Here is a 20,664-nt window from a genome sequence, read left to right on the forward strand (position 1 = left end):
GTGTCCCACTCCCAGTTGCTCGAGTGGATCTCGGGGTCGTTCATCCAGTCCCACTGGCCGTGCATCGTGTTGTGGCCGATCTCCATGTTTTCCAGGATCTTGGCCGAGCCGAGCATCAGCGTGCCCAACAGCCATGCCGGCGGGAAGAAGCTTGCGAACAGCGTGATGCGGCCGGCCGCTGCGAGGCGGCGCTGCAGGGTGATGACCCGGGTGACGTAGTCGCGGTCGGCCTGGCCGCGGGAGGCCTCGACCTCCTTGCGGATCTCGTCGAGCTCGGCGCCGATCGCCTCGACCTCTTCGTCGGTCAGGTGGGTGTATTCGCGTACGTCTGCGTATGCCATCGTGATCTCCTTTTCGTGGGGAGGTGGTCTAGAGAGTGAGGGTGCAGTCGCCGGCGGCGACCGAGATGCAGGTCTGGATGTATTCATTGGGCTCGTCGTGCTCGTTGCCGCTGCGCAGGTCGCGGATGCGGCCCGACGCCAGTGGCACGTCGCAGGTGTGACAGATGCCCATGCGGCAGCCGAACAGCATGTTGACGCCGGCCTTTTCTCCCGCTTCGAGCAGCGTCGTGGCGCCGTCGACCTCGACGGTCGGCCCGCCGACACCGAAGGTCACCATGCCGCCGGCTGCATCGCCGCCGGCCTTGTTGAGCGTGAAGCGCTCGATGTGGAGCTGGTCGAGCACCCCGTTGTTCTCGTAGTGCTCGCTGAATGCGTCGAGCATGGGCCCGGGTCCGCAGGCCCAGGTCTGGCGTTCCTTCCAGTCCGGGCACACCGTGTCGAGCTGGTCGGCGGTCAGCATGCCGTCGGTGTCGGTGAACCGGGGGAGGAAGGTCAGGGAGTCGGCCCGCTCCGCGAGCTCGGCAAGCTCGTCGTGGAACATCATGTCCTCGCGGTTCAGTGCCGAGTAGGACAGCACGACATCGGGCAGCGACTCCCGGCGCTCGAGGGTTCGGACGATCGACATGATCGGCGTGATGCCGCTGCCGCCGACGAGCATCAGCATCTTCTCCGGCGGCGGGTCAGGGACGACGAAGTCACCTTGGGGGGAGGCGAGGCGGACGATGGTGCCGGGCTCGAGCCCGTTGACCAGGTGGTCGGAGAGGAAGCCCTCCGGCATGGCCTTGACCGTGATGCTGACGGTCTTGCCCTCGACCAGAGGCACGGAGGACAGCGAGTACGACCGCCAGTGGAAGCGGCCGTCGATCTCGATGCCGATGCCGATGTACTGGCCGGGCGCGTGGTCGAACGACCATCCCCAGCCGGGCCGGATCACCAAGGTTGCGGCGCGCTCCGTCACGGGCTCGACTCGCTCGATGCGCCCACGCAGCTCGCGCTGCGACCAGAGCGGGTTGATCAGGGCGAGGTAGTCGTCGGGCGACAACGGTGTGGTCATGGCCTTGCCGAGCTGCCGGAGGCGGCGCAGAGCCGTGGACCGTTCGATGAGTGGTTCGGGCATCTGAACTCCCTGCGAGGTGGTGTGTAACTAAGGGTTACACCAAAGGGTTACACCTGTACACCGAACGCGCAACGGGAAGCCGACGTGACGCCCATGACGTGATGCCGATCATGATGGGTGGATGCACCCGCTCCATGACCTGACTTTGGCCGAATTGCGCCAGCGGACGAGCCTGAAGTGGCAGCTCCACGGGCCCGACGTCCTGCCACTCTGGGTCGCCGAGATGGACGTACGCCTGGCTCCGCCGGTCGCCGATGCCGTGACGGCCGCGGTCGCCGCAGGTGACACCGGCTACCCCTACGGTCCCGCGTATGCCGAGGCGTTCGCCGACTTTGCCGGTGAGCGCTGGGGGTGGAACGACGTCGACCCGCAACGGACCGCGCTGGTCGCCGACGTCATGACTGGGCTCGTCGAGGCGATTGCCCTGGTGTCATCACCCGGTGATCCGGTCGTGATCAACCCGCCGGTCTATCCGCCGTTCTTCCAGTTCGTCGACCACGCCGCACGCCACATCGTCGAAGCGCCCCTCGGCGCGGACGGCCGACTGGATCTGGAAACGCTCGAGGCCGCCTTCATCCGCGCCGGAGTGGATGGACGGCCGGTGACCTATCTGCTGTGCAATCCCCAGAACCCCACTGCTGTGGCGCACAGCGCGGAGGACCTCGGCGGAGTCGCGGCGCTCGCCCAGACATACCGGGTGCGCGTCGTCGTCGACGAGATCCACGCGCCGCTGGTGCCGGACGGGTTCGTGCCCTATCTCAGCGTGCCGGGCAGCTCGAACGCGATGAGCGTCGTGTCGGCCTCGAAGGCGTGGAACCTCGCCGGCATGAAGGCCGCGCTGCTCGTGGCGGGTCAGGATGCGGCGACCGATCTCGCGGTTGCCCGAGATCGTGGGCCACGGTCCGAGTCATCTGGGTGTGCTCGCTCACACCACCGCGATGCGGGAGGGTCGAGACTGGCTCGACGCCCTGCAGGCCGATCTCGCCGACAATCGGACGCTCCTGGCCGGGCTGCTCGCGGAGCACCTGCCCGGGGCTCGGTGGGCCGAAGGGGCGGCGACCTTCCTCGCGTGGATCGACTGCCGTGAGCTGGGGCTGGGCGACGACCCCGCGACGGCGTTCCTCGACGAGGGGCGGGTCGCGGTCAACTCGGGTCTCCCGTTCGGCAAAGGCGCCGGCCACGTGCGCCTCAACTATGCGACGACTCCCGAGATCCTGGCCGAGGCGGTCGAGCGGATGGGACGCGTGCGGCCGTGTTGAGCCTTGCTCGACGTGCTGATGGCCGGTTTCGGTCCTAGCGTGACGACATGGGTGAGACACCGAGACCTGAGCACATCCGGCCTGACGGGGCCAGCGACAACACGGTCGAGGCGCTCGGCAAGCTGAGCGAGGCCTTGGAAATCGTCGAGGAGGCGCGGGGCCATCTCTATGCGTTTCACCGGCGCACGGGAGCGGCCGACCTGGCGCTGGGCGAGGCAGTCGACCTGCTTCGCGACGCGGGTCACGACCAGATTGCCGAGCAGGTCTCCACGGAGCTGATCGGCCGCAATGTGCTGGAAGGCCGATGGACATTTCAAGTCGTGGAGGAGTACGACCGCGGCTACTACGCGGCGTTCCGTGCCCAGGAGCAGGCAGCGCGCGATCACCTCGTCGATGGCCGCACCCACCTGTTCGAGGCGGAGATGAAGGAGGCCCGGCGCACCCACGGCCGACGCCATCACGAAGCGACACCCGACTGAGGTGCTTATCCCGGCCGCAAACGGGTATACGGATGGCACGTCTACGAAAGGAACCCCTCATGGGACTCGATGACAAGCTGAGCAACGCAGCCGAAGACGCCAAGGGCAAGACCAAGGAAGCTGTTGGCGGCGCGACGGACAACGAGAAGATGGAGCGCGAGGGCAAGGGCGATCAGGCCAAGTCCGATATCAAGGGCGCCGGCGAAAAGGTCAAGGACGCGTTCAAGCACTGAGCGGCAGTCATTCAGGGGTGTCTCGACGTGAGTCGGGGCGCCCCTTCTGCACGTTCGGGCACGGATCGGCGCGTCAGCGGCCGCGTGCGTCCAGCACGGCGGCCTCCTCCAGCGTGGGGGCTGAGCCGCCCAGACGCGCCGGGACCCACGACTCGCCGGCCGGGTGCGGCCCATATGCCTGCTGAACCTCGTGGAGCAGCGCAGTCATCGCCACCCGGAGTGCGGCGGTGAGCTCCTCGGCCGTGCCGGTCGGCGAGATGGGCTCGCCGACGGCGATCATGACCGGTGTCTTGGTACGACCGAGGCTGTTCGCCCGGCCCTTCGGCGCGATGCGCTGCGAGCCCCACACGATGCTCGGGATGATCGGCACGCCGGCCTCAAGGGCCATGCGGGCCGCACCCGACTTGAAGTCCTTGAGCTCATAGCTCTGGCTGATCGTCGCCTCGGGGTAGATGCCGACGATCTCGCCCTTGCGCAGCTCCTGGACCGCTGCGAGGTAGGCGTTGTGGCCCGCCGACCGGTCGACCAGGATGACCTTGCAGGCCCACATCAGCCAGCGGAGGAGGGGGTTCTTGCGGAGCTCGACCTTGCCCATGAAGCGGATGAGGCGCTTGTCGCGGCCCTTGGCCTCGATGCCCATGAAGGTGAAGTCGACATAGCTGGTGTGGTTGATCGCGAGCACCGCGCCGCCGGTCGCCGGCAGCCGGGTGGAGCCCACCCGGCTGACCTCGTGCCCGCCGGCAAGATAGACGGCCCGCACGAACAGGACGAACAGCGCATAGATCACAGAGCCTCCAGGGTCACAAGGCCTCCAGGGTCTCCAAGGTGCGGGCCCACGCCCGCGACGAGGGGTCGATGACGACGAAGTGATCGCCCTCGACGTCGATGAGCTCGGCGTCCGCCCCGGCCGCCTTCGCCTGCTCAACGTAGTCGATGGACTGGCGCAACGGCACGATGTCGTCGGACCTGCCGTGAACGCATCTGACCGGCACGTCGAGCGGGATCTGCTCGCTGGGATCGGCCTGCTCGAAGTCCGCCGCGCCAGCCTCTCCCATGAACGCCTGCGTCGCCCCGGAACCGAGGTTCTCTGAGACTGCCGAGCCGAGGTCCAGCACACCGGCCTGCGCGATCGCGGCCGTGACCGGCACGGCCGGCGTGGCCCACGGGGTGCCGCGAAGCTTCGGCCGGCCGGCGGCCCACACGGCGAGATGCCCCCCGGCGGAATGGCCGAGCGTCACGACCTTCGTGGTGTCGAGGCCTTCGACCGTGCCGAGCGCATCGATGCCCGCCGCGACGTCATCGAACGTACGTGGCCACCCTCCACCGTTGCCGACCCGTCGATATTCGAGGTTGAAGGCAGTCCAGCCCTGCGCGACCAGGGATTCGGCCAGGGGCCGCCCCAGCGACAGGTCATACATCGATCGCCAGAAGCCTCCATGGATCACCACGACGACACCTTTGGACGCCCCTGAGGGGCGGGACAGCTCGCCGAACTGCGAGGGATCGCTGCCATATCGGACTTTCTGCACGCTGCGACCCCGCTTCCCCTTGGGCGATCCGGGAGACGACGAGCAGGCGGCGAGCGTCGACGCCGCCACCAACGCGATCATGCTTCGCCGGTCCACGGTCACAGCCAATCGGACTCCCGTGCGGGCCGCCACCTCAAACCTGCTCGCACGGTCAGAGCACCGCCTTCGGCCCGATAGAATCGGTGTCTGTCGAGACCTGGGAGGAGCCCGCGTGGACGCCCATGAGCTCGACCAGTATCTCCTGATCGGCTCCGGGGTCCTGGTTCTGGCGATTCTCGCGGTGCGAATCTCCGTGACCGCTGGCCTGCCCTCGCTCCTGGTCTATCTGTTCCTCGGCCTGATCCTCGGCAGCTCGGGGGTGGGGATCCAGTTCGCCGATGCCGATCTCGCCCACGCACTCGGGTTCGGCGGGCTCGTCCTGATCCTCGCCGAGGGTGGTCTCACCACGAAGTGGGAGCACGTGCGGCCCAATCTCGGGTATGCCCTGTTGCTGGCGACGCTCGGCTCGATCATCAGTGTCGCCGTCGTCGCGACCGGCGCGCACTACCTGCTGGGCCTGGACTGGGAGCTGGCGGTGCTGCTGGCCGCGGTCCTGACGCCGACCGATGCCGCTGCGGTGTTCTCGGTCCTGCGCACGGTCCCGCTGCGCCACTCCGTGACCGGGACGCTCGAGGCCGAGTCCGGGTTCAACGACGCTCCGATCGTGGTGCTGGTCGTCGCGATCAGCGCTGGTGATGCGCTCGAGCGCGGCGTCTGGGCCCTGATCGGTCTGATCGCCTTCGAGCTGGTCGTCGGCGGTGCGATCGGCTTCGCCATCGGGTGGTTCGGCGCCAACGGACTCCGGCGGGTCGCCCTTCCGGCTTCCGGTCTCTATCCGTTGGTCGTGTTCGCCTTCGCGGTGCTGGCATACGGATCGGCAGCGGCGATCCACGCCAGCGGCTTCGCAGCGGTCTACGTCGCCGCGCTGGTGCTCGGCAACACCGAGCTCCCGCACCGGGTCGCGACGCGTTCGTTCGTGGAGGGCATCGGCTGGCTCGCGCAGATCGGCCTGTTCGTGATGCTCGGCCTCCTCGCCAGCCCAGACGAGCTGAGGTGGTGGCATGTCTGGCAGGGCCTGGCCGCTGGCGCGATCCTGACGTTCGTCGCCCGACCACTGTCGGTCGGAGTGTGCGCGATCTGGTTCAAGCGTGACGTCCGCGAGCAGCTGTTCGTCGGCTGGGCGGGACTGCGCGGAGCAGTGCCGATCGTCCTCGCGACGATCCCGTTGGCCGCAGATGTGCCGGGGTCGCGCGACCTGTTCAACGTGGTCTTCGTGGCGGTGGTCATCTACACGCTGGTCCAGGCCGCCCCGCTGGCCCGGCTCGCCGCACTGTGCGGGGTCCTCAGCGCCGACGCGCGCGACGTCGAGGTCGAGGCCGCCCCGCTGGAACGGGTCTCCGCCGATCTGCTCCAGATCCACGTGCCCACGGGCTCGAGGCTTGCTGGGGTCGAGATGGGTGAGCTGCGGCTGCCCACCGGCGCCTCGGTCTCGCTCGTCGTCAGGGCCGGAACGACATTTGTGCCGCACCGGACCGACCGGATCGCGATCGCCGACGACCTGCTGATCGTGGCCGATCGGTCGATCCGCGAGCAGACCGAGATCCGACTGCGGGCCGTCGGCCGGCATGGGCGCCTCGCCGGCTGGGGCACCGAGGACTGATCCGTCGGCGAAGCCCGCCCGACTCAGGGCAGCGGGACGGTCGGCATGCAGACCTCGATGTCGCGATCGGTCCGGATCGACGTCGGGGCCTTCGACCGCAGCTTGCTGTAGTCGTCGCCGACGATGACCGCGACACCACCGTCGACAGGGATGTCGGGCTTGCGGTAGGCGACCTTGTCCTTGAACTGCCTGGCCACCAGGCGTACGCGGGGATCCTTGCGCTCGTCGGTCAGGATCGCGACACGTCTGGGCTTCGTTGCGCTCTCGCTGTTGCCGATCGAGTCGCCGAGGAATCCGTTGGTCTGCAGGTTGATCGTGACGCGGTTGGCCAGCCCGGACCGGTCAGAGGCGTTGTAGACGTCGACCTCCACGACGTTGCTGTCGAGCTTGGCGCCCTTCTTGATCGTCTGGTTGGTGCAGGTCGGGGGGGCAGTTCCGTCGGTGTCTGTGCTCGCGGTCAGGAGCCGGAATCCAGTGAGGCCGCCGAACACCAGCACGACTGCCGCGACAAGCAGGGTCAGCGCCCTGAGAGCCCCGGTCATGCGTTCCTGCCGATCGAGTGGACGCGGGCATGCAGCATGTTGCGCTGCTGGAGTGCGGCGCGCAGGGCGCGGTGCAACCCGTCCTCGAGGAACAGCTCGCCCCGCCAGCTCACGACATGGGCGAACAGGTCGCCGAAGTAGGTGGAGTCGTCATCCAGGAGGTGCTCGAGGTCGAGCTGTGTCTTGGTCGTCGTCAGGTCGTCGAGCCGCACCTGGGAGGGGGAGATCTCGGCCCAGGAGCTTTGCGTCAGCCCGTGGTCCGGATAGGGGCGCCCCTCGCTCACCCTCCTGAAGATCACCCGGTCAGTGTAGACAGGCGGCACGGCCGCTGACGGTAGCGTGTGCCCATGACGACCAGTGACGACGCGCAGGCGGCCGCAGACGAGGCCGCGGAGGCGGCAGAACGGGCCCGGGCCGGGGCCGACGCGGCCCAGAAGAAGGCTGACGAGCTCGCCGCCGCTGCCCAGCAGGCCAAGTCCCCAGAGGTGGGGGCTGCCCCCGCTGAGGCGAGTGAGATCGTGGCGATCGTCAAGGCCGGATATGCCACCTCCGGCACGGCGATCGAGATGGGCGCCCTGGTCGATGGTGACCCCGTCCCGGACGCACAGGTACGCATACCGCTGGCGATGCTCAATCGTCACGGACTGGTGGCCGGTGCGACCGGAACCGGCAAGACCAAGACCCTGCAGGTCCTGGCCGAGCAGATCTCCGCCAACGGGGTGCCGGTCTTCGCCGCAGACATCAAGGGCGATCTGTCCGGCATCGCGACGCCCGGCGTTGCCAGCGACAAGCTCCTCGAGCGCACCAAGAGCATCGGCCAGGACTGGCAGCCGGTTGCGACCCCGACGGAGTACTTCGCTCTCGGCGGGATCGGCATGGGCCTGCCGGTGCGTGCCACGATCGACGGCTTCGGGCCGACGTTGTTGTCCAAGGTGCTGGGGCTCAACGACACGCAGGAGTCATCACTGGGACTGGTGTTCCACTATGCCCGTAAGGCCTCGCTACCCATGGTCGACCTACAGGACCTGCGCGACGTCCTGACCCATCTGACGAGTGTGGAGGGCAAGGTCGAGCTCAAGACCCTCGGCGGTCTGTCGGCGGCGACGGTCGGCGTGATCCTGCGTGAGCTGATCGCCTTCGCAGACGAGGGCGCCGACCAGTTCTTCGGTCAGCCCGAGATCGTGGTCTCGGACTTCCTGCGCACGGCCCCTGACGGTCGCGGCATCGTGTCGCTCCTCGAGGTGCCCGGTGTGCAGGACAAGCCGGCTCTGTTCTCGACCTTCCTGATGTATCTGCTCCAACAGCTGTTCACCGAGCTGCCGGAGGTCGGCGACACCGACAAGCCCAGGTTGGTGTTCTTCTTCGACGAGGCGCACCTGCTGTTCGCGGATGCGTCCGACGACTTCCTGGCATCCATCACCCAGACCGTTCGCCTGATCCGGTCCAAGGGGGTCGGCATATTCTTCGTCACCCAGACTCCCAAGGACGTACCCGGTGATGTGCTGGCGCAGCTTGGCTCGCGGGTCCAGCACCAGCTCCGCGCCCACACGCCCGATGCAGCCAAGGCCCTCAAGGCCACGGTGTCGACATATCCCAACACGACGTATGACCTCGAGGAAGTGCTGACCTCGCTGGGAATCGGCGAGGCCATCGTGACCGTGATGAGCGACAAGGGTGCGCCCACCCCGGTGGCCTGGACGCGACTTCGGGCGCCGCAGGGCTCGATGGACCCGACCCCGGCGGACCAGATCCAGGCAGCGGTGGCGGCGTCGCCGCTGCTCGCGAAGTACGGCGCGGCCACCAACCCGCACTCGGCGAGCGAAGTCCTCAGCGCCAAGGTCGGAGCGGCCGCCAGCAATGGTGCCGCGGAGACGGGCGGCCAGCGGGGGCAGAAGGAGGCCGATCGCTTGCAGAAGGAGGCCGACAAGCTCGCCGGGCGCAAGGCGCCGACCAGGCCGAGATCGCGCCGGATGTCGACAGTTGACCGCGCCGTGGGAGAGGCCAGTCGAACGCTGGCGCGCGAGATCGTGAAGAACTTGTTCAAAAGACGTCGGTAGTCGCCGGTATCGTCTCAGGGAAGAAATCAGGGTGGACTCTGGTTGCCCTAGGCACGACCAGTTCGAGAGAGTGGTTCGCAGAGGACGTACTTGGGCGCCTTCTGCAGGGACTGGAGCCCAGTTTGAGCGCAGGAGGGGTGATGACGCAGTCGTCACAGCAGTCGCCGCCCACGCTGGTGGCGCGCCGCTCTCCTGCCCTGCACAGCTTCCGCCGGGCCGGCATCGAGCTGACGTTGATCGGCGCTCTCTACGCCTTCTACTGCGTGTCACGCACCCTCGCGTCGTCGGCCTTCGCGCCGGCTCGCGGCCGCGCCCTCGACATCCTCTCGTTCGAGAAGACGTGGCGTTTCGATGTCGAGTCGGGGCTCAACGAGCTGTTCCACCAGCACGAGTGGCTGGCGATGTTCGGCAGCTACTGGTACGCCACGACCCACTACGCGGTCACGTCGTTCGTCCTGGTGTGGATCTACCGTCGCAGCGCGACTGAGTACGTCACGGCCCGCCGCGCGCTGGTGTTCGCCACAATCATCGGTCTGGGGTTCTATCTCCTGATGCCCACCGCCCCACCGCGCCTTGTCGATGCCGGCTACTACGACATCCTCAGCATGCATTCCTCGATCGGCTGGTGGAGCACGAGCGGGTCGGCGCCCAAGGGACTCGGCGACATCACCAACGAGCTGGCCGCGTTCCCCTCCCTGCACGCGGGTTGGGCGCTGTGGGTCGCGATCGTGTTGATCCGGGCGGGCGTCCCGAGGGTGGTCCGCGCGATCGGCCTGTCCTACGCCGCGATGATGACGATCGTGATCATCGGGACCGGCAATCACTGGGTGCTCGATGCCGTCGTCGGCTGGGCCGTCGTCCTGATCGCCTTCGGTGCCGTGATCGCCTGGGAGAAGGGCCGCCCGGTCGTGGCCCACGAGGACCAACCCGTACCGATCTAGGTGAACAGCCTCGGAGCCGCAGGTCGGCAGTCGCAGCACACCGTCCGGTTCGACTGGGGCAGCTCAGGCGCCCGGGCCGTTGCCGAGGGGGTCGACGTCGCAGTGGTTGTCGATGTGCTCTCGTTCTGCACGACGCTGAGCGTGGCCGCCGACCGCGGGACCGTCGTCCTCCCCTGTCCGCCGAGTGCATCGGACGCCCCGACATACGCTGCGCAGCGCCAGGCCGTGCTCGCGGTCGACCGCCACCGGGCAGGACCGGGGCAGGTGAGCCTCTCGCCCGGGAGTCTGCGCAGAGCCGACCCGATCGACCGGCTCGTGCTTCCGTCACCCAACGGCTCTGCCCTCTCGATCGAGCTCGCATCGCTGGCGACGACAGTCGTGGGCGCCTGTCTGCGCAACGCGGTGGCGGTGGGCGACTGGATCGCCCGCGAGCACGACGCCGAGATCGCCACGATCGCCGTCGTGGCGGCCGGCGAACGGTGGCCTGACGACTCGCTGCGGCCGGCGGTGGAGGACCTGTGGGGCGCCGGCGCCGTCCTCGCGGCGCTGGAGGACCACGACTGGCCGGGGCTTTCGCCGGAGGCCGCGATGGCCGCCGATGCCTATCGCCTGATTGCGGGGCGCGAGGCCTCGCACCTGCGTGCATCCGCGTCCGGTGCCGAGCTGATCGAGCTGGGGTTCGGCGAGGACATCGACGTGGCCGCCGAGGTGGGTTCCAGCACCGTTGTGCCGCTGTTGAGCGATCGCGGCTTCGTCGTGGCCCCCTGACGCGCGAGAGCTTCGGCGCTGCTGTGGGCTGATCTGCTTGGAGCAGCACGTGCTGTTGTCGAGCGTCGCCCGGATGCACCATGGCGACATGGCCGACACCGATAAGATCCATCTCTTCTCTGCGCAGGCGCGACAACAGCTCCTGCACCGTCGCGTGCTGGTGCTGGACGGCGCCCTCGACGACGACAACGGGACCATGCTCGCCACGCAGCTGCTGACGTTGGCGGCAGAAGACCCGACCGCTGACGCCGTGCTCTGGATCCACTCGCCCGGTGGATCTGTGCCCTCGATGCTGGCGATTCGTGACGTGATGCGCCTCGTCCCGTGCGACGTGGCGACGCTGGCGTTGGGGCTCGCCTGCAGTGCAGGACAGTTCCTGCTGTCCGCCGGGACGAGAGGCAAGAGGTTCGCGATGCCGCACTCGCGGATCCTGATGCACCAGGGCTCAGCCGGGATCGGCGGATCGGCCGTTGATGTCGAGCTGCAGGCAAACGATCTGCGGCACACCCGCGACACGGTCCTGGGCATCATCGCCGAGGACACCGGGCAGCCGGTCGATCGAATCTTCCAGGACTCCCTGCGGGACCGGTGGTACTCCGCGCAGGAGGCCGTCGACTATGGATTTGTGGACAGCGTCGTCGACTCGTTCGACCAGGTGATGCCGACCATGAGGCAGGTCGTGGGGATGGGTGGTCGGGCATGAGCGGCTACACGATCCCCAACGTCATCGCCCAACATCCGCGGGGCGAGCGGATCATGGATGTCTATTCGCACCTGTTGGCCGAGCGGATCATCTATCTCGGCACGGGCATCGATCCCGGGGTTGCCAACGCCCTCATTGCCCAGCTCCTCCACCTGGAAGCCGATGGTCCGGGTCGCGAGATCAACCTCTACATCAACTGTGAGGGTGGCGACGAGACGGCGATGCTCGCGGTCTACGACACGATGCAGTTCATCCAGGCACCCGTGGCCACGACGTGTGTGGGTCAAGCCATCGCCGCCGGCGCCGTGCTGCTCGCGGCCGGCGCACCAGGCCGCCGGTCAGTCCTGCCGCACAGTCGCGTGGTGTTGCATCAACCCGCTGTGCAGGGGCGAGGCGCAATCCCTGATCTGATTCTGCAGGCAGACGAGGTCGTCCGGATCCGCGGCGACATCGAGGCAATCCTGTCGACCCACACCGGACAGTCCGTCGAAGCTCTGCGGGCAGACACAGACCGCGACCGGGTCTTCGCCGCGAGGGCCGCGATCGACTACGGATTGGCCGATGAGGTGCTGGTTCAGCGTGTGCACGCCGAGCCCGACAGCTGAGACCCGTCAGGCGGCGATCATCAGCACGGTCCGGCCGGACACCTCGGGGGAGTCTGCGAGGTCGCTGCGGCGAAGGTCGATGGCAACCTGCGTGGTGAGGTCGAGCAGACGGGCCTGCAGCGCGCCGGCCACAGCCGCGAGCACCTCGCTGGAGGGATCTTTGAGTCCGCGCTCGATCTCGGAGAGATATTGCGGGGAGATGCCGGCCCGCTCGGCCGTGTCGGCCAGCGTCTCGCCCCGCCGCACGCGCCTGGCGCGGAGTCGCCGGCCCAGCACTTCTCGCCACAGTGGCTCCGGGTCGGGGCTCCGGTGGCTCGGGACGGGGTGCAGGCGGACGATCTCGGTCATCTCCTCAGAGTAGGCAGAGGTGGGCCGAACGCGCCGTTGATTACGCTGTGAGCAGATCGCTTGTCAGGCGCCCGGGCCGGCCAGGTGGGCCCGCCTGCGGGTCAGGCACGACGTGGCCGCCGGGTCGTGTGTCGAGGAGATCGCGGCGGCGTATTGCGCGCGCGACTCGGCATCGCGACCGAGTCGCCGCTGGAAATCGGCCCGCCCCGACAGGTCGGCCCGGTCTGCTGATCACCCATGCCCAGCGCGCCGAACCGATGTACGTTGAGCGGACTCCCACGACAAAGGACCACGTCATGACCTATTTCGTGACCGGCGCGACCGGCTTCATCGGCCGCCGCTTCATCGCTGAGCTCGTGGAGCGTCGCACCGGGGACATCCACGTGCTGGTGCGCTCTGGCTCCGAGCCCAAGCTCGAGCGCTACGCCTACCTGTGGGATCACTCGCCCCGGGTCAAGCCGGTCACGGGCGAGCTCACCGAGGAGGGTCTCGGGGTCGCCGAGGAGTGGGTTGCCGACCACTCAGGGACGATCGAGCACGTCTTCCACCTCGCGGCCTCCTATGACATGACCGCCAGCGCAGACCAGAACGACCGTCTCAACCTCGACGGCACGATGCACGCGCTTCAGCTCGCTGGCAACGTCAAGGCCGAACGGTTCCACCACGTGTCGTCGATCGCGGCGGCAGGCGACTTCGCCGGCACCTTCACCGAGGACATGTTCGAGGAGGGCCAAGGATTTCCGTCGGACTATCACCGCACCAAGTTCGGCTCGGAGAAGCTCGTGCGCGAGACCGCGACGATGCCGTGGCGGGTCTATCGGCCGGCTGTGGTGGTCGGTGACTCCGTGACCGGCGAGATCGACAAGATCGACGGGCCCTACTACTTCCTCCCCTTGCTCAAGATGTTGCGCAACGCCCTCCCACCCTGGCTCCCGCTGGCCGCCGCGGGTCTCGGCCGGACAAATGTCGTCCCGGTCGACTATGTCGCGCGGGCCATGGACGAGCTGGCCCACAAGCCGGGCCTGGACAACCGGGCATTCCACCTCGTCAACCCTGAGCCGCAGTCCAACCTCGATCTCATCGACACATTTGCCCGGGCTGCCGGAGCGGCGCACCTGGCGGTATCGCTCGACAACGATCTGACCGACAACGTCGCCGAGAAGATCGTCGGTCCGTTGATGGCCCGGACCGCTGGCAGCGGTCCGGGACGGACGATCAGCCGCCCGGTACTGGCTCGGATGGGCATACCGCCGGAGGTCCTGAGCCATCTGCACATGCCGACGATCTTCGATGCGACCGCGACGCTGGCCGAGCTGGAGGGGTCCGGCATCGAGCCGCCCGCCCTGGCGACATACGCACCCGTCCTCTGGGAGTACTGGGAGGAGCACCTCGACCCGGCGATCCGTGCTGACAGCGCCACGCGGGCCGCAGTCGAGGGTCAGACCATCGTCGTCACCGGCGCCACCTCCGGCATCGGGAGGTCGACTGCCATCCGACTGGCTGCACTCGGCGCTTCGGTCGTGCTGGTGGCGCGTGGCGCCGAAGACCTGCAGCGGACGGTCGATGAGATCAGGGCCGAAGGCGGATCGGCGTCGGCATACCCGTGCGACCTGTCAGACCTCGACTCGGTCGATGCTCTCGTCAAGGATCTGGAGCGTGACCTCGACGGCATCGACGTGCTGGTCAACAGTGCCGGCCGGTCGATCCGGCGGTCGTTGCGCCTCTCGTACGACCGGTTCCACGACTTCGAGCGGACCATGCAGCTGAACTACTTCGGGGCCATCCGGCTCATGATGGGGCTGACTCCCGGCATGGCCCACCGAAAGCGTGGGCACGTCGTCAACATCTCCTCGATCGGCGTGCAGACCAACCCGCCGCGGTTCTCCGCCTACATTGCGTCGAAGGCCGCGCTCGACAGCTGGACCCGAGTCGTCAGCTCCGAGTTGTTCGACCGCGGAGTCACCTTCACCACGATCCACATGCCGTTGGTGCGGACCCCGATGATCGCCCCCACCAAGCTTTACGACGCCTTCCCGACCATCAGCCCTGCTCAGGCCGCCGACCTCGTGCTCAAGGCGGTCAGGGACAAGCCGCACGAGATCAACACGCTCGGCGGCACGGCGGGCGAGCTGGGTCATGCGGTTGCTCCGCGCATGGCGTTCAGGGTGCTGAACCGCGCCTATCACCTGTTTCCCGACTCGGCCGCAGCGCGCGGCAGCTCTGCTGGAACCTCCGCGACGCGGGCCCAGCGCACGCTCGCCTCGATCCTCAAGGGCGTCCACTGGTAGGAGTTCGGGAACGGCTAACGACTTCAGGATGGTTCCTCCAAGATTGTTATTACGATCTGTACACGGTTGAGTCAAGCATGTAATGTGCCGACATGACCGCGACCCATACCGTCACCAATCAGGTTCCGCCGCTCGTGGACCACGACGTCGCCGACTATCCGGCACTGCTGGAGGCCCTGCACCGCGAAGGCGCCGGCCACGCGATCGAGGAGCTGCATGCGGTCGGCCGGCTCGCCGGCAGCGCACAGGCTCAGGAATGGGGAGACCTCGCCGAGGCGCACCCGCCCATCCTTCGAACCCATGACCGCTTTGGCCACCGGGTCGACGAGGTCGTCTACGACCCCAGCTATCACCGGCTGATGGAGACAGCAGTCTCGCTCGGTCTGCACGGCGCTCCGTGGCAGGACCCGCGGCCGAACCCACACCTGACCCGTGCTGCCCGATCCTCGGTCTGGGGAGTCACCGATGCCGGTCACGGCTGCCCGATCTCGATGACATACGCGGTCGTGCCCGCCCTGCGTGCGAACCCCGAGCTGGCCGCGGAGTATGAGCCGCTGCTCTGCTCGCTGGACTACGACCCGTCGCAACAGGCGCCGTCGGGCAAGCGCGGTCTGATCGCCGGGATGTCGATGACCGAGAAGCAGGGTGGGTCCGACGTCAGAGCCAACCGGACCGAGGCCGTGCCGCAGGCCGACGGCTCGTACCGAATCACGGGCCACAAGTGGTTCACCTCCGCGCCGATGTCCGACCTGCTGCTCGTGCTCGCGCAGGCCCCCGGCGGTCTCTCGTGCTTCTTCCTGCCCCGGATCCTGCCCGACGGCACGCGCAACGCCATGACGATCCAGCGCCTCAAGGACAAGCTTGGCAACCACTCCAATGCCAGCGGAGAGGTCGAGTATGACAACGCGGTGGCTTGGCTCGTCGGCGACGAGGGTCGTGGCGTCCCGACGATCATCGAGATGGTCAACATGACCCGGCTGGACTGCACGATCGGCTCTGCGGTCGGCATGCGGGGGGGGGTGCAGCCGGCCGCCCACCCCGCCACCCCCCGCTGGGCCTTCGGCGCGCCGGTGGTCGACCCGCCGCTGATGCGCATTGGCCGGGCCGATGTGGCCATCGAGGCGGAGGCCTCGACGACCGTCGCGATGTGGCTGGCTGCGCTGACCGACCGTGCGGTGGCCGGCGACGAGCAGGCGACGGATCTTCGCCGCATCAGTCTTGCTGTCAGCAAGTACTTCGTCTGCAAGCGTGGGCCGATCCACGCTGCTGAGGCTCTGGAGTGCCTGGGCGGCAATGGCTATGTCGAGGAGTCGCGCATGCCGCGGCTCTACCGCGAAGCTCCGTTGATGTCGGTGTGGGAGGGCTCGGGCAATGTCGCAGCGCTCGACACCTTGCGCGCCATGGCACGGCAGCCCCACACCTTGCAGGCGCTCCTCGACGAGCTCGACAGCGCGGCCGGCGCAGACGCGCACCTCGATGCCGCCGTCATACGGCTCAAGGACTCGTTCACGGACCTCGAGTCGATGCAGCACCGCGCCCGCGCCATCGTCGAGGACATGGCGCTGGCGCTGCAGGGGTCGCTGCTCGTCAAGCACGGGCATCCCGCCGTGGCTGACGCCTTCACCCGCAGCCGGCTCGGTGGCGAGTGGGGGAGCGTGTTCGGCACGCTGCCCACGGGGGTCGACACGGCCGCGATCATCGAGCGTGCATGCCCCAAGGTGGGGGCATGAGCGACGGGACCCGGCCTGCGGCCTGGCGGGACGGTCATTCCGACGGCAGCGGGTCGCTCTACGCGGGTCGGCCCGAGCCCGTCGACCAGGCTGACTATCCGACCCTCACCTATGAGGTCACGGGCAGGGTGGCTCGGCTGACCTTCAACCGACCCGCGCAGGGCAACGCCATCACCAATGACACGCCGCTCGATCTCGCCCATGCCGTCGAGCGCGCTGACCTGGACCCGCGGGTGCACGTCATCTTGCTCAGCGGTCGGGGCAAGGGGTTCTGCGGCGGCTACGACCTGTCGGTCTATGCGGAGAGCGCCTTTGCGAGCGATGGCGCGGATGGCTCAGCCGGCACCGTGGTCGACCCCGTGGTGCAAGCCCGCAACCACGATCCGGATGGCACGTGGGACCCGATGGTGGACTACGCCATGATGAGTCGGTTCAACCGCGGCTTCTCCTCGCTGCTCCACGCCGACAAGCCGACGGTCGCCAAGCTCCACGGTTTCGCGGTGGCTGGCGGCAGCGACATCGCCCTGTTCGCCGACCAGATCATCTGTGCCGATGACACCCGCATCGGCTACCCGCCCACTCGTGTGTGGGGCGTACCGGCGGCAGGCATGTGGGCGCACCGCCTGGGCGACGCCCGGGCCAAGCGTCTCCTCCTCACCGGCGACTCGCTGACCGGGCGACAGGCCGCCGAATGGGGACTCGCGGTCGAGTCCGTCCCGGCCGATCAGCTCGACTCGGCAACCGAGGACCTGGTCGGGCGCATCGCCCAGATGCCTCTGAACCAGCTGATGATGGTCAAGCTGGCCCTCAACAGCGTGCTGCTCGCCCAAGGCGTTGCCACCTCGGGGATGGTCAGCACGGTGTTCGACGGCGTCTCACGCCACACCCGCGAGGGCTATGCCTTCCAGCAACGCGCCGCGACCGTCGGTTTCCGCGAAGCCGTTCGTGAGCGCGACGAGCCCTTCGGTGATGCCAAGCCGAGGGCGTCCCGATGACCGTCTCGGTGGAGCGCCACGGAGCCGTGACGCTGATCGGGATCGATCGGCCCGATGTCCGCAACGCGGTTGACGGGCCGACGGCCCTCGCCCTCGCCGATGCCTTTCGCGACTTCGACGCCGACGACACCGCCGCGGTCGCTGTCCTGTTCGGTCACGGCGGGACGTTCTGCGCCGGGGCGGACCTCAAGGCGCTCGCGACCGATCGAAGGAACCGCCTCGACGATGAGGGTGACGGCCCGATGGGCCCCACGCGGATGCGGCTCGGCAAGCCGGTCATCGCCGCCATCGAAGGTCACGCCGTTGCCGGGGGTCTCGAGCTGGCGCTCTGGGCCGACCTCCGCGTCGTCGCTGAGTCCGCGACCTTCGGAGTCTTCTGCCGGCGTTGGGGCGTACCCCTCATCGACGGTGGCACGGTCAGGTTGCCCCGCCTCGTCGGTGAGAGCCGTGCGATGGACCTGATCCTCACCGGCCGGCCCGTCGATGCGTCCGAGGCCGAACGAATCGGCCTGGCCAACCGGGTGGTCCCTGACGGCACTGCCGTCGACGCCGCGCGGGAGCTCGCCCAGAGCCTCATCGACTTCCCGCAGGACTGCATGCGGAGCGATCGGCAGTCCGTGCTCGACCAGGCGGGTCGGAGCGAGGCGGATGCGATGGCGATCGAGTTCGGCCACGGCCGGGCCGCCATCGGCTCCGAGATGCTCCAGGGGGCTGCCCGGTTCGCCGACGGCGCCGGCCGGCACGGGACCTTCCGCGACGCCCCGGCATGATGGGACCCATGTCTGTGCTGGCCGAGGTCCGCCCGCTGACGGCTCGGTCGGCCATCCTCAGCGTGCTTCTCGGGGCGCATCCTCCCGAAGCTGCCGGGAGCGAGATCGTCATGTGGGGCCTGCGGGTCGGCATCAGCGAGCCCGCCGTCCGCGTGGCCCTTTCGCGAATGGTGGCGTCGGGAGACCTTGAGCGACGCAACTCGGTCTATCGGCTGACCCCGCGCCTCATCGAGCGCCAGGCCCGACAAGATGACGCCATCGAGCGGGCACCCAAGACGTGGGACGGGACCTGGCACGTCGCCGCCGTCACGACCGTCGGCGCCGACTCCGCGACCCGCGCGAGCCTGCGTCACAGCATGACGACCGCCCGGTTCGGCGAGCTCCGTGAGGGGGTCTGGATGCGCCCGGCCAATCTGGACTGGACGCCCCCCGAATCACTGGTCGGCAGCCTGGAAGTTCTGTCGGCCACGCCGACGCGCCCCGCCGACGAACTTGCTCGCACCCTGTTCGACCTCGATCGATGGGCCCACACAGGCCGAGAGCTTGCCGCCGGGCTCGCCCGCACCGATGTCCTCGCCGGGCGGCTCGCACTGGCCGCCGCGGTCGTACGGCACCTGGTCGACGATCCGCTGCTCCCCGCGGAGGTGCTGCCCCGGGACTGGCCGGGTCAGGAGCTCCGCGAGGCCTACGCGGCCTTCAGGGCCGAGCTCCTGGGCCTGAGCGGGTTGTCGACGGGCTGATTCTGGGGCGTTGCGACGGTCCACCTCAGTCAGGGGCGTGCCTCAGCTTGCTCACGTCCTCACTGAGGACTCTTGTCTTGACCGACATCATCGACGGTGATGACTTCGTCATCGCGGGGTGCGACAACGCCTACGAAGAACTCGGCTCCTCGGTGCCGCGGGACTGGTCCATCCCCGACCCCGGGTCGCGAGGTGACGACGATGCGTTCGCCTCCTGAACCGAGCAGTCATGAACGGGGCGCAGGCAGGGCGTCGATGAGCTGGTCGATCTCCTGTTCGTCGTTGTAGTAGTGGGCGGAAGCGCGAACCAGGTCCCGTACGCCCCGTTGGGGAAGGTCGAATCGGGCGTAGTCAGCGAGAGACACGCTGGTGTTGACGCTCCGCCCGCGCAACTGCTTGTGCACCTCCTGGGCGCCGACCCCTGCGACCGTGAAGGTGACGAGGCCGCACCGCCGCTTGCCCTGATCATGGACCCGCACACCCTCGACGGACTTCAGCCGCCCGCGCAGCACGTCGGCAAGTGCTGTCACGCGTGTCTCGATCGCGTCAAGACCCCAGCTCAGGGCGTAGTCGACGGCGACACCCAGACCGATTCTGCCGGCGTAGTTGGTCTCCCAGGTCTCGAAACGGCGCGCATCCGTGCGAACCCTGAACTGGTCGGGGGCAGTCCACGTCGCGGCATGAAGGTCGAGGAATGGCGGCTCTAGACGTTCGATCATCGAGGAACGCACGTAGAGAAACCCCGTGCCGCGTGGGCCTCGCAGGAATTTGCGACCCGTCGCCGTCAGCATGTCGCAGCCGATGCGCTCAACATCAATCGGCATCTGGCCAACCGACTGGCACGCATCCAACAAGAACGGCACGCCAGCCTCGCGAGCGACCGCTCCGACTTCCTCGACAGGATTTACCAGCCCGCCGTGTGACGGTACGTGCGTGACGGCGATCAGTTTCACCGTGCCTGCACCGCCGTGCCCGATCTCGACACGACGGCGCAGATCCGCGATCGAGATCTGGCCGTGCTCATCGTCATCGACGACCTCGACCCTCGCGCCCGTTCGCGCCGCGGCCTGTAGGAAGGCGATGACGTTGCTGGCGTACTCCGCACGACCGGTGAGGATTCGATCGCCGGGCGCGAAGGACATCCCGTAGAACGCCATGTCCCAGGCTCGCGTTGCATTCTCCACGAGCGCAACCTCATCCGTCGTGCAATTGAGCAGTCGCGCGATGGCCGCGTATGTCGATTCGACCTGTCCCGCGGCGTCCTCGGCGGCTTCGTACCCGCCGATCTCGGCCTCCCGCCGAAGGTGAGCGATGACCGCCTCCGTGACCTGTGTCGGCGGCAACGCCGCTCCGGCATTGTTCAGGTGCGCAACATTGTTCGCGCCCGGCGTGTCGTGACGGGCCCGATCGAGATCGAAATCCATGTCGACACGCTAGCCCGGAGCCATGTCCGTCGGGCTCGCAGGCGAATATCTGCTGACCAACCTGTGACGGCTCAACCTCCACGGTTGTTTTTGTCG

The 20,664-nt window shown here is 68.1% G+C and carries 22 protein-coding genes and 1 pseudogene; 15 read left to right on the forward strand and 8 right to left on the reverse strand.

Annotated elements, in window-relative coordinates; all coding sequences use genetic code 11:
- Positions 1-341: pseudogene (locus WKF39_RS11130) on the reverse strand (acyl-CoA desaturase); the annotation flags it as partial.
- 28 nt (positions 342-369) lie between these two features.
- Positions 370-1,458: a ferredoxin reductase gene (locus WKF39_RS11135; protein WP_340388350.1), complete on the reverse strand. Its 1,089-nt coding sequence runs from the start codon at positions 1,456-1,458 to the stop codon at positions 370-372.
- 121 nt (positions 1,459-1,579) lie between these two features.
- On the opposite strand from WKF39_RS11135, the gene WKF39_RS11140 reads away from it, so the two are divergent.
- The 3 genes from WKF39_RS11140 to WKF39_RS11150 all read left to right on the forward strand — a co-directional run bounded on the left by WKF39_RS11140 (position 1,580) and on the right by WKF39_RS11150 (position 3,429).
- On the forward strand, positions 1,580-2,545 hold the full coding sequence (locus WKF39_RS11140) for an aminotransferase class I/II-fold pyridoxal phosphate-dependent enzyme (protein WP_340388352.1): 966 nt from the start codon (positions 1,580-1,582) through the stop codon (positions 2,543-2,545).
- Between the two features lie 219 nt (positions 2,546-2,764).
- Complete coding sequence (locus WKF39_RS11145; protein ID WP_340388354.1) at positions 2,765-3,196, forward strand: hypothetical protein; 432 nt, start codon at positions 2,765-2,767, stop codon at positions 3,194-3,196.
- 59 nt (positions 3,197-3,255) lie between these two features.
- Positions 3,256-3,429, forward strand: a complete 174-nt coding sequence (locus WKF39_RS11150; protein ID WP_340388356.1) for a CsbD family protein — start codon at positions 3,256-3,258, stop codon at positions 3,427-3,429.
- A 73-nt stretch (positions 3,430-3,502) separates the two neighbouring features.
- Here WKF39_RS11150 and WKF39_RS11155 read toward each other — a convergent pair whose 3' ends face one another.
- Together WKF39_RS11155 and WKF39_RS11160 are read right to left on the reverse strand one after the other, a co-directional pair.
- Positions 3,503-4,216, reverse strand: coding sequence for a 1-acyl-sn-glycerol-3-phosphate acyltransferase (locus WKF39_RS11155; RefSeq protein ID WP_340388358.1), 714 nt, complete (start codon positions 4,214-4,216; stop codon positions 3,503-3,505).
- Positions 4,217-4,229: 13 nt separating this feature from the next.
- The gene (locus WKF39_RS11160) at positions 4,230-5,054 is read right to left on the reverse strand and encodes an alpha/beta hydrolase (protein WP_340388360.1); all 825 of its coding nucleotides are present in this window, start codon (positions 5,052-5,054) and stop codon (positions 4,230-4,232) included.
- Positions 5,055-5,169: 115 nt separating this feature from the next.
- Here WKF39_RS11160 and WKF39_RS11165 point away from each other — a divergent pair, with 115 nt between their 5' ends.
- A complete protein-coding gene (locus WKF39_RS11165) occupies positions 5,170-6,657 on the forward strand; it encodes a potassium/proton antiporter (RefSeq protein ID WP_340388362.1) in 1,488 nt (495 codons plus the stop codon).
- 23 nt (positions 6,658-6,680) lie between these two features.
- On the opposite strand, the gene WKF39_RS11170 is transcribed toward WKF39_RS11165, so the two are convergent.
- Together WKF39_RS11170 and WKF39_RS11175 are read right to left on the reverse strand one after the other, a co-directional pair.
- Positions 6,681-7,199 carry a LytR C-terminal domain-containing protein gene (locus tag WKF39_RS11170; RefSeq protein WP_340388364.1) on the reverse strand — a complete coding sequence of 173 codons (519 nt, stop codon included), beginning with the start codon at positions 7,197-7,199 and terminating at the stop codon, positions 6,681-6,683.
- The gene (locus WKF39_RS11175; protein ID WP_340388366.1) at positions 7,196-7,498 is read right to left on the reverse strand and encodes a type II toxin-antitoxin system VapB family antitoxin; all 303 of its coding nucleotides are present in this window, start codon (positions 7,496-7,498) and stop codon (positions 7,196-7,198) included. The genes WKF39_RS11170 and WKF39_RS11175 overlap by 4 nt, the downstream gene beginning before the upstream one ends.
- A 48-nt stretch (positions 7,499-7,546) precedes the next feature.
- On the opposite strand from WKF39_RS11175, the gene WKF39_RS11180 reads away from it, so the two are divergent.
- From WKF39_RS11180 to WKF39_RS11200, 5 genes are all read left to right on the forward strand, one after another.
- A complete protein-coding gene (locus WKF39_RS11180; RefSeq protein WP_340388368.1) occupies positions 7,547-9,256 on the forward strand; it encodes a helicase HerA-like domain-containing protein in 1,710 nt (569 codons plus the stop codon).
- A 140-nt stretch (positions 9,257-9,396) separates the two neighbouring features.
- Positions 9,397-10,197: a phosphatase PAP2 family protein gene (locus WKF39_RS11185; RefSeq protein ID WP_340388370.1), complete on the forward strand. Its 801-nt coding sequence runs from the start codon at positions 9,397-9,399 to the stop codon at positions 10,195-10,197.
- Positions 10,198-10,965, forward strand: coding sequence for a 2-phosphosulfolactate phosphatase (locus tag WKF39_RS11190; RefSeq protein ID WP_340388372.1), 768 nt, complete (start codon positions 10,198-10,200; stop codon positions 10,963-10,965). It begins immediately after the preceding gene.
- A gap of 88 nt (positions 10,966-11,053) precedes the next feature.
- Positions 11,054-11,668: an ATP-dependent Clp protease proteolytic subunit gene (locus WKF39_RS11195; RefSeq protein WP_340388374.1), complete on the forward strand. Its 615-nt coding sequence runs from the start codon at positions 11,054-11,056 to the stop codon at positions 11,666-11,668.
- The gene (locus WKF39_RS11200; protein WP_340388376.1) at positions 11,665-12,273 is read left to right on the forward strand and encodes an ATP-dependent Clp protease proteolytic subunit; all 609 of its coding nucleotides are present in this window, start codon (positions 11,665-11,667) and stop codon (positions 12,271-12,273) included. Before WKF39_RS11195 ends, WKF39_RS11200 begins: the two co-directional genes overlap by 4 nt.
- A gap of 6 nt (positions 12,274-12,279) precedes the next feature.
- On the opposite strand, the gene WKF39_RS11205 is transcribed toward WKF39_RS11200, so the two are convergent.
- Positions 12,280-12,621: a helix-turn-helix transcriptional regulator gene (locus WKF39_RS11205; protein ID WP_340388378.1), complete on the reverse strand. Its 342-nt coding sequence runs from the start codon at positions 12,619-12,621 to the stop codon at positions 12,280-12,282.
- Positions 12,622-12,917: 296 nt separating this feature from the next.
- On the opposite strand from WKF39_RS11205, the gene WKF39_RS11210 reads away from it, so the two are divergent.
- From WKF39_RS11210 to WKF39_RS11235, 6 genes are all read left to right on the forward strand, one after another.
- Complete coding sequence (locus tag WKF39_RS11210) at positions 12,918-14,909, forward strand: SDR family oxidoreductase (RefSeq protein WP_340388380.1); 1,992 nt, start codon at positions 12,918-12,920, stop codon at positions 14,907-14,909.
- A gap of 92 nt (positions 14,910-15,001) precedes the next feature.
- Positions 15,002-16,639 (forward strand): acyl-CoA dehydrogenase family protein, encoded by a 1,638-nt coding sequence (locus tag WKF39_RS11215; protein WP_340388382.1) that lies wholly within the window; start codon positions 15,002-15,004, stop codon positions 16,637-16,639.
- Positions 16,636-17,634, forward strand: a complete 999-nt coding sequence (locus tag WKF39_RS11220; RefSeq protein WP_340388384.1) for a crotonase/enoyl-CoA hydratase family protein — start codon at positions 16,636-16,638, stop codon at positions 17,632-17,634. The genes WKF39_RS11215 and WKF39_RS11220 overlap by 4 nt, the downstream gene beginning before the upstream one ends.
- Positions 17,631-18,404, forward strand: a complete 774-nt coding sequence (locus tag WKF39_RS11225; RefSeq protein ID WP_340388386.1) for a crotonase/enoyl-CoA hydratase family protein — start codon at positions 17,631-17,633, stop codon at positions 18,402-18,404. The genes WKF39_RS11220 and WKF39_RS11225 overlap by 4 nt, the downstream gene beginning before the upstream one ends.
- Before the next feature lie 8 nt (positions 18,405-18,412).
- The gene (locus WKF39_RS11230) at positions 18,413-19,144 is read left to right on the forward strand and encodes a PaaX family transcriptional regulator C-terminal domain-containing protein (RefSeq protein ID WP_340388388.1); all 732 of its coding nucleotides are present in this window, start codon (positions 18,413-18,415) and stop codon (positions 19,142-19,144) included.
- Between the two features lie 77 nt (positions 19,145-19,221).
- Entirely contained in the window at positions 19,222-19,362 is a 141-nt protein-coding gene (locus WKF39_RS11235; RefSeq protein WP_340388390.1) for a hypothetical protein, read from the forward strand.
- Between the two features lie 9 nt (positions 19,363-19,371).
- On the opposite strand, the gene WKF39_RS11240 is transcribed toward WKF39_RS11235, so the two are convergent.
- The gene (locus WKF39_RS11240) at positions 19,372-20,568 is read right to left on the reverse strand and encodes an aminotransferase class V-fold PLP-dependent enzyme (RefSeq protein WP_340388392.1); all 1,197 of its coding nucleotides are present in this window, start codon (positions 20,566-20,568) and stop codon (positions 19,372-19,374) included.
- Positions 20,569-20,664: the final 96 nt, after the last annotated feature.

The sequence above is a fragment of the Aeromicrobium sp. genome (assembly GCF_037719875.1).
Classification (GTDB): Bacteria; Actinomycetota; Actinomycetes; order Propionibacteriales; family Nocardioidaceae; genus Aeromicrobium.

What these genes read in the sequence shown, in the direction of transcription:
- WKF39_RS11210 (WP_340388380.1), top strand. Translation starts at nt 12,918, where the DNA reads ATGACCTATTTCGTGACCGGCGCGACCGGCTTCATCGGCCGCCGCTTC.
- WKF39_RS11185 (WP_340388370.1), top strand. Translation starts at nt 9,397, where the DNA reads ATGACGCAGTCGTCACAGCAGTCGCCGCCCACGCTGGTGGCGCGCCGC.
- WKF39_RS11200 (WP_340388376.1), top strand. Translation starts at nt 11,665, where the DNA reads ATGAGCGGCTACACGATCCCCAACGTCATCGCCCAACATCCGCGGGGC.
- WKF39_RS11220 (WP_340388384.1), top strand. Translation starts at nt 16,636, where the DNA reads ATGAGCGACGGGACCCGGCCTGCGGCCTGGCGGGACGGTCATTCCGAC.
- WKF39_RS11150 (WP_340388356.1), top strand. Translation starts at nt 3,256, where the DNA reads ATGGGACTCGATGACAAGCTGAGCAACGCAGCCGAAGACGCCAAGGGC.
- WKF39_RS11215 (WP_340388382.1), top strand. Translation starts at nt 15,002, where the DNA reads ATGACCGCGACCCATACCGTCACCAATCAGGTTCCGCCGCTCGTGGAC.
- WKF39_RS11145 (WP_340388354.1), top strand. Translation starts at nt 2,765, where the DNA reads ATGGGTGAGACACCGAGACCTGAGCACATCCGGCCTGACGGGGCCAGC.
- WKF39_RS11170 (WP_340388364.1), bottom strand. Translation starts at nt 7,199, where the DNA reads ATGACCGGGGCTCTCAGGGCGCTGACCCTGCTTGTCGCGGCAGTCGTG.
- WKF39_RS11135 (WP_340388350.1), bottom strand. Translation starts at nt 1,458, where the DNA reads ATGCCCGAACCACTCATCGAACGGTCCACGGCTCTGCGCCGCCTCCGG.
- WKF39_RS11230 (WP_340388388.1), top strand. Translation starts at nt 18,413, where the DNA reads ATGTCTGTGCTGGCCGAGGTCCGCCCGCTGACGGCTCGGTCGGCCATC.
- WKF39_RS11225 (WP_340388386.1), top strand. Translation starts at nt 17,631, where the DNA reads ATGACCGTCTCGGTGGAGCGCCACGGAGCCGTGACGCTGATCGGGATC.
- WKF39_RS11140 (WP_340388352.1), top strand. Translation starts at nt 1,580, where the DNA reads ATGCACCCGCTCCATGACCTGACTTTGGCCGAATTGCGCCAGCGGACG.
- WKF39_RS11180 (WP_340388368.1), top strand. Translation starts at nt 7,547, where the DNA reads ATGACGACCAGTGACGACGCGCAGGCGGCCGCAGACGAGGCCGCGGAG.
- WKF39_RS11240 (WP_340388392.1), bottom strand. Translation starts at nt 20,568, where the DNA reads ATGGATTTCGATCTCGATCGGGCCCGTCACGACACGCCGGGCGCGAAC.
- WKF39_RS11205 (WP_340388378.1), bottom strand. Translation starts at nt 12,621, where the DNA reads ATGACCGAGATCGTCCGCCTGCACCCCGTCCCGAGCCACCGGAGCCCC.
- WKF39_RS11195 (WP_340388374.1), top strand. Translation starts at nt 11,054, where the DNA reads ATGGCCGACACCGATAAGATCCATCTCTTCTCTGCGCAGGCGCGACAA.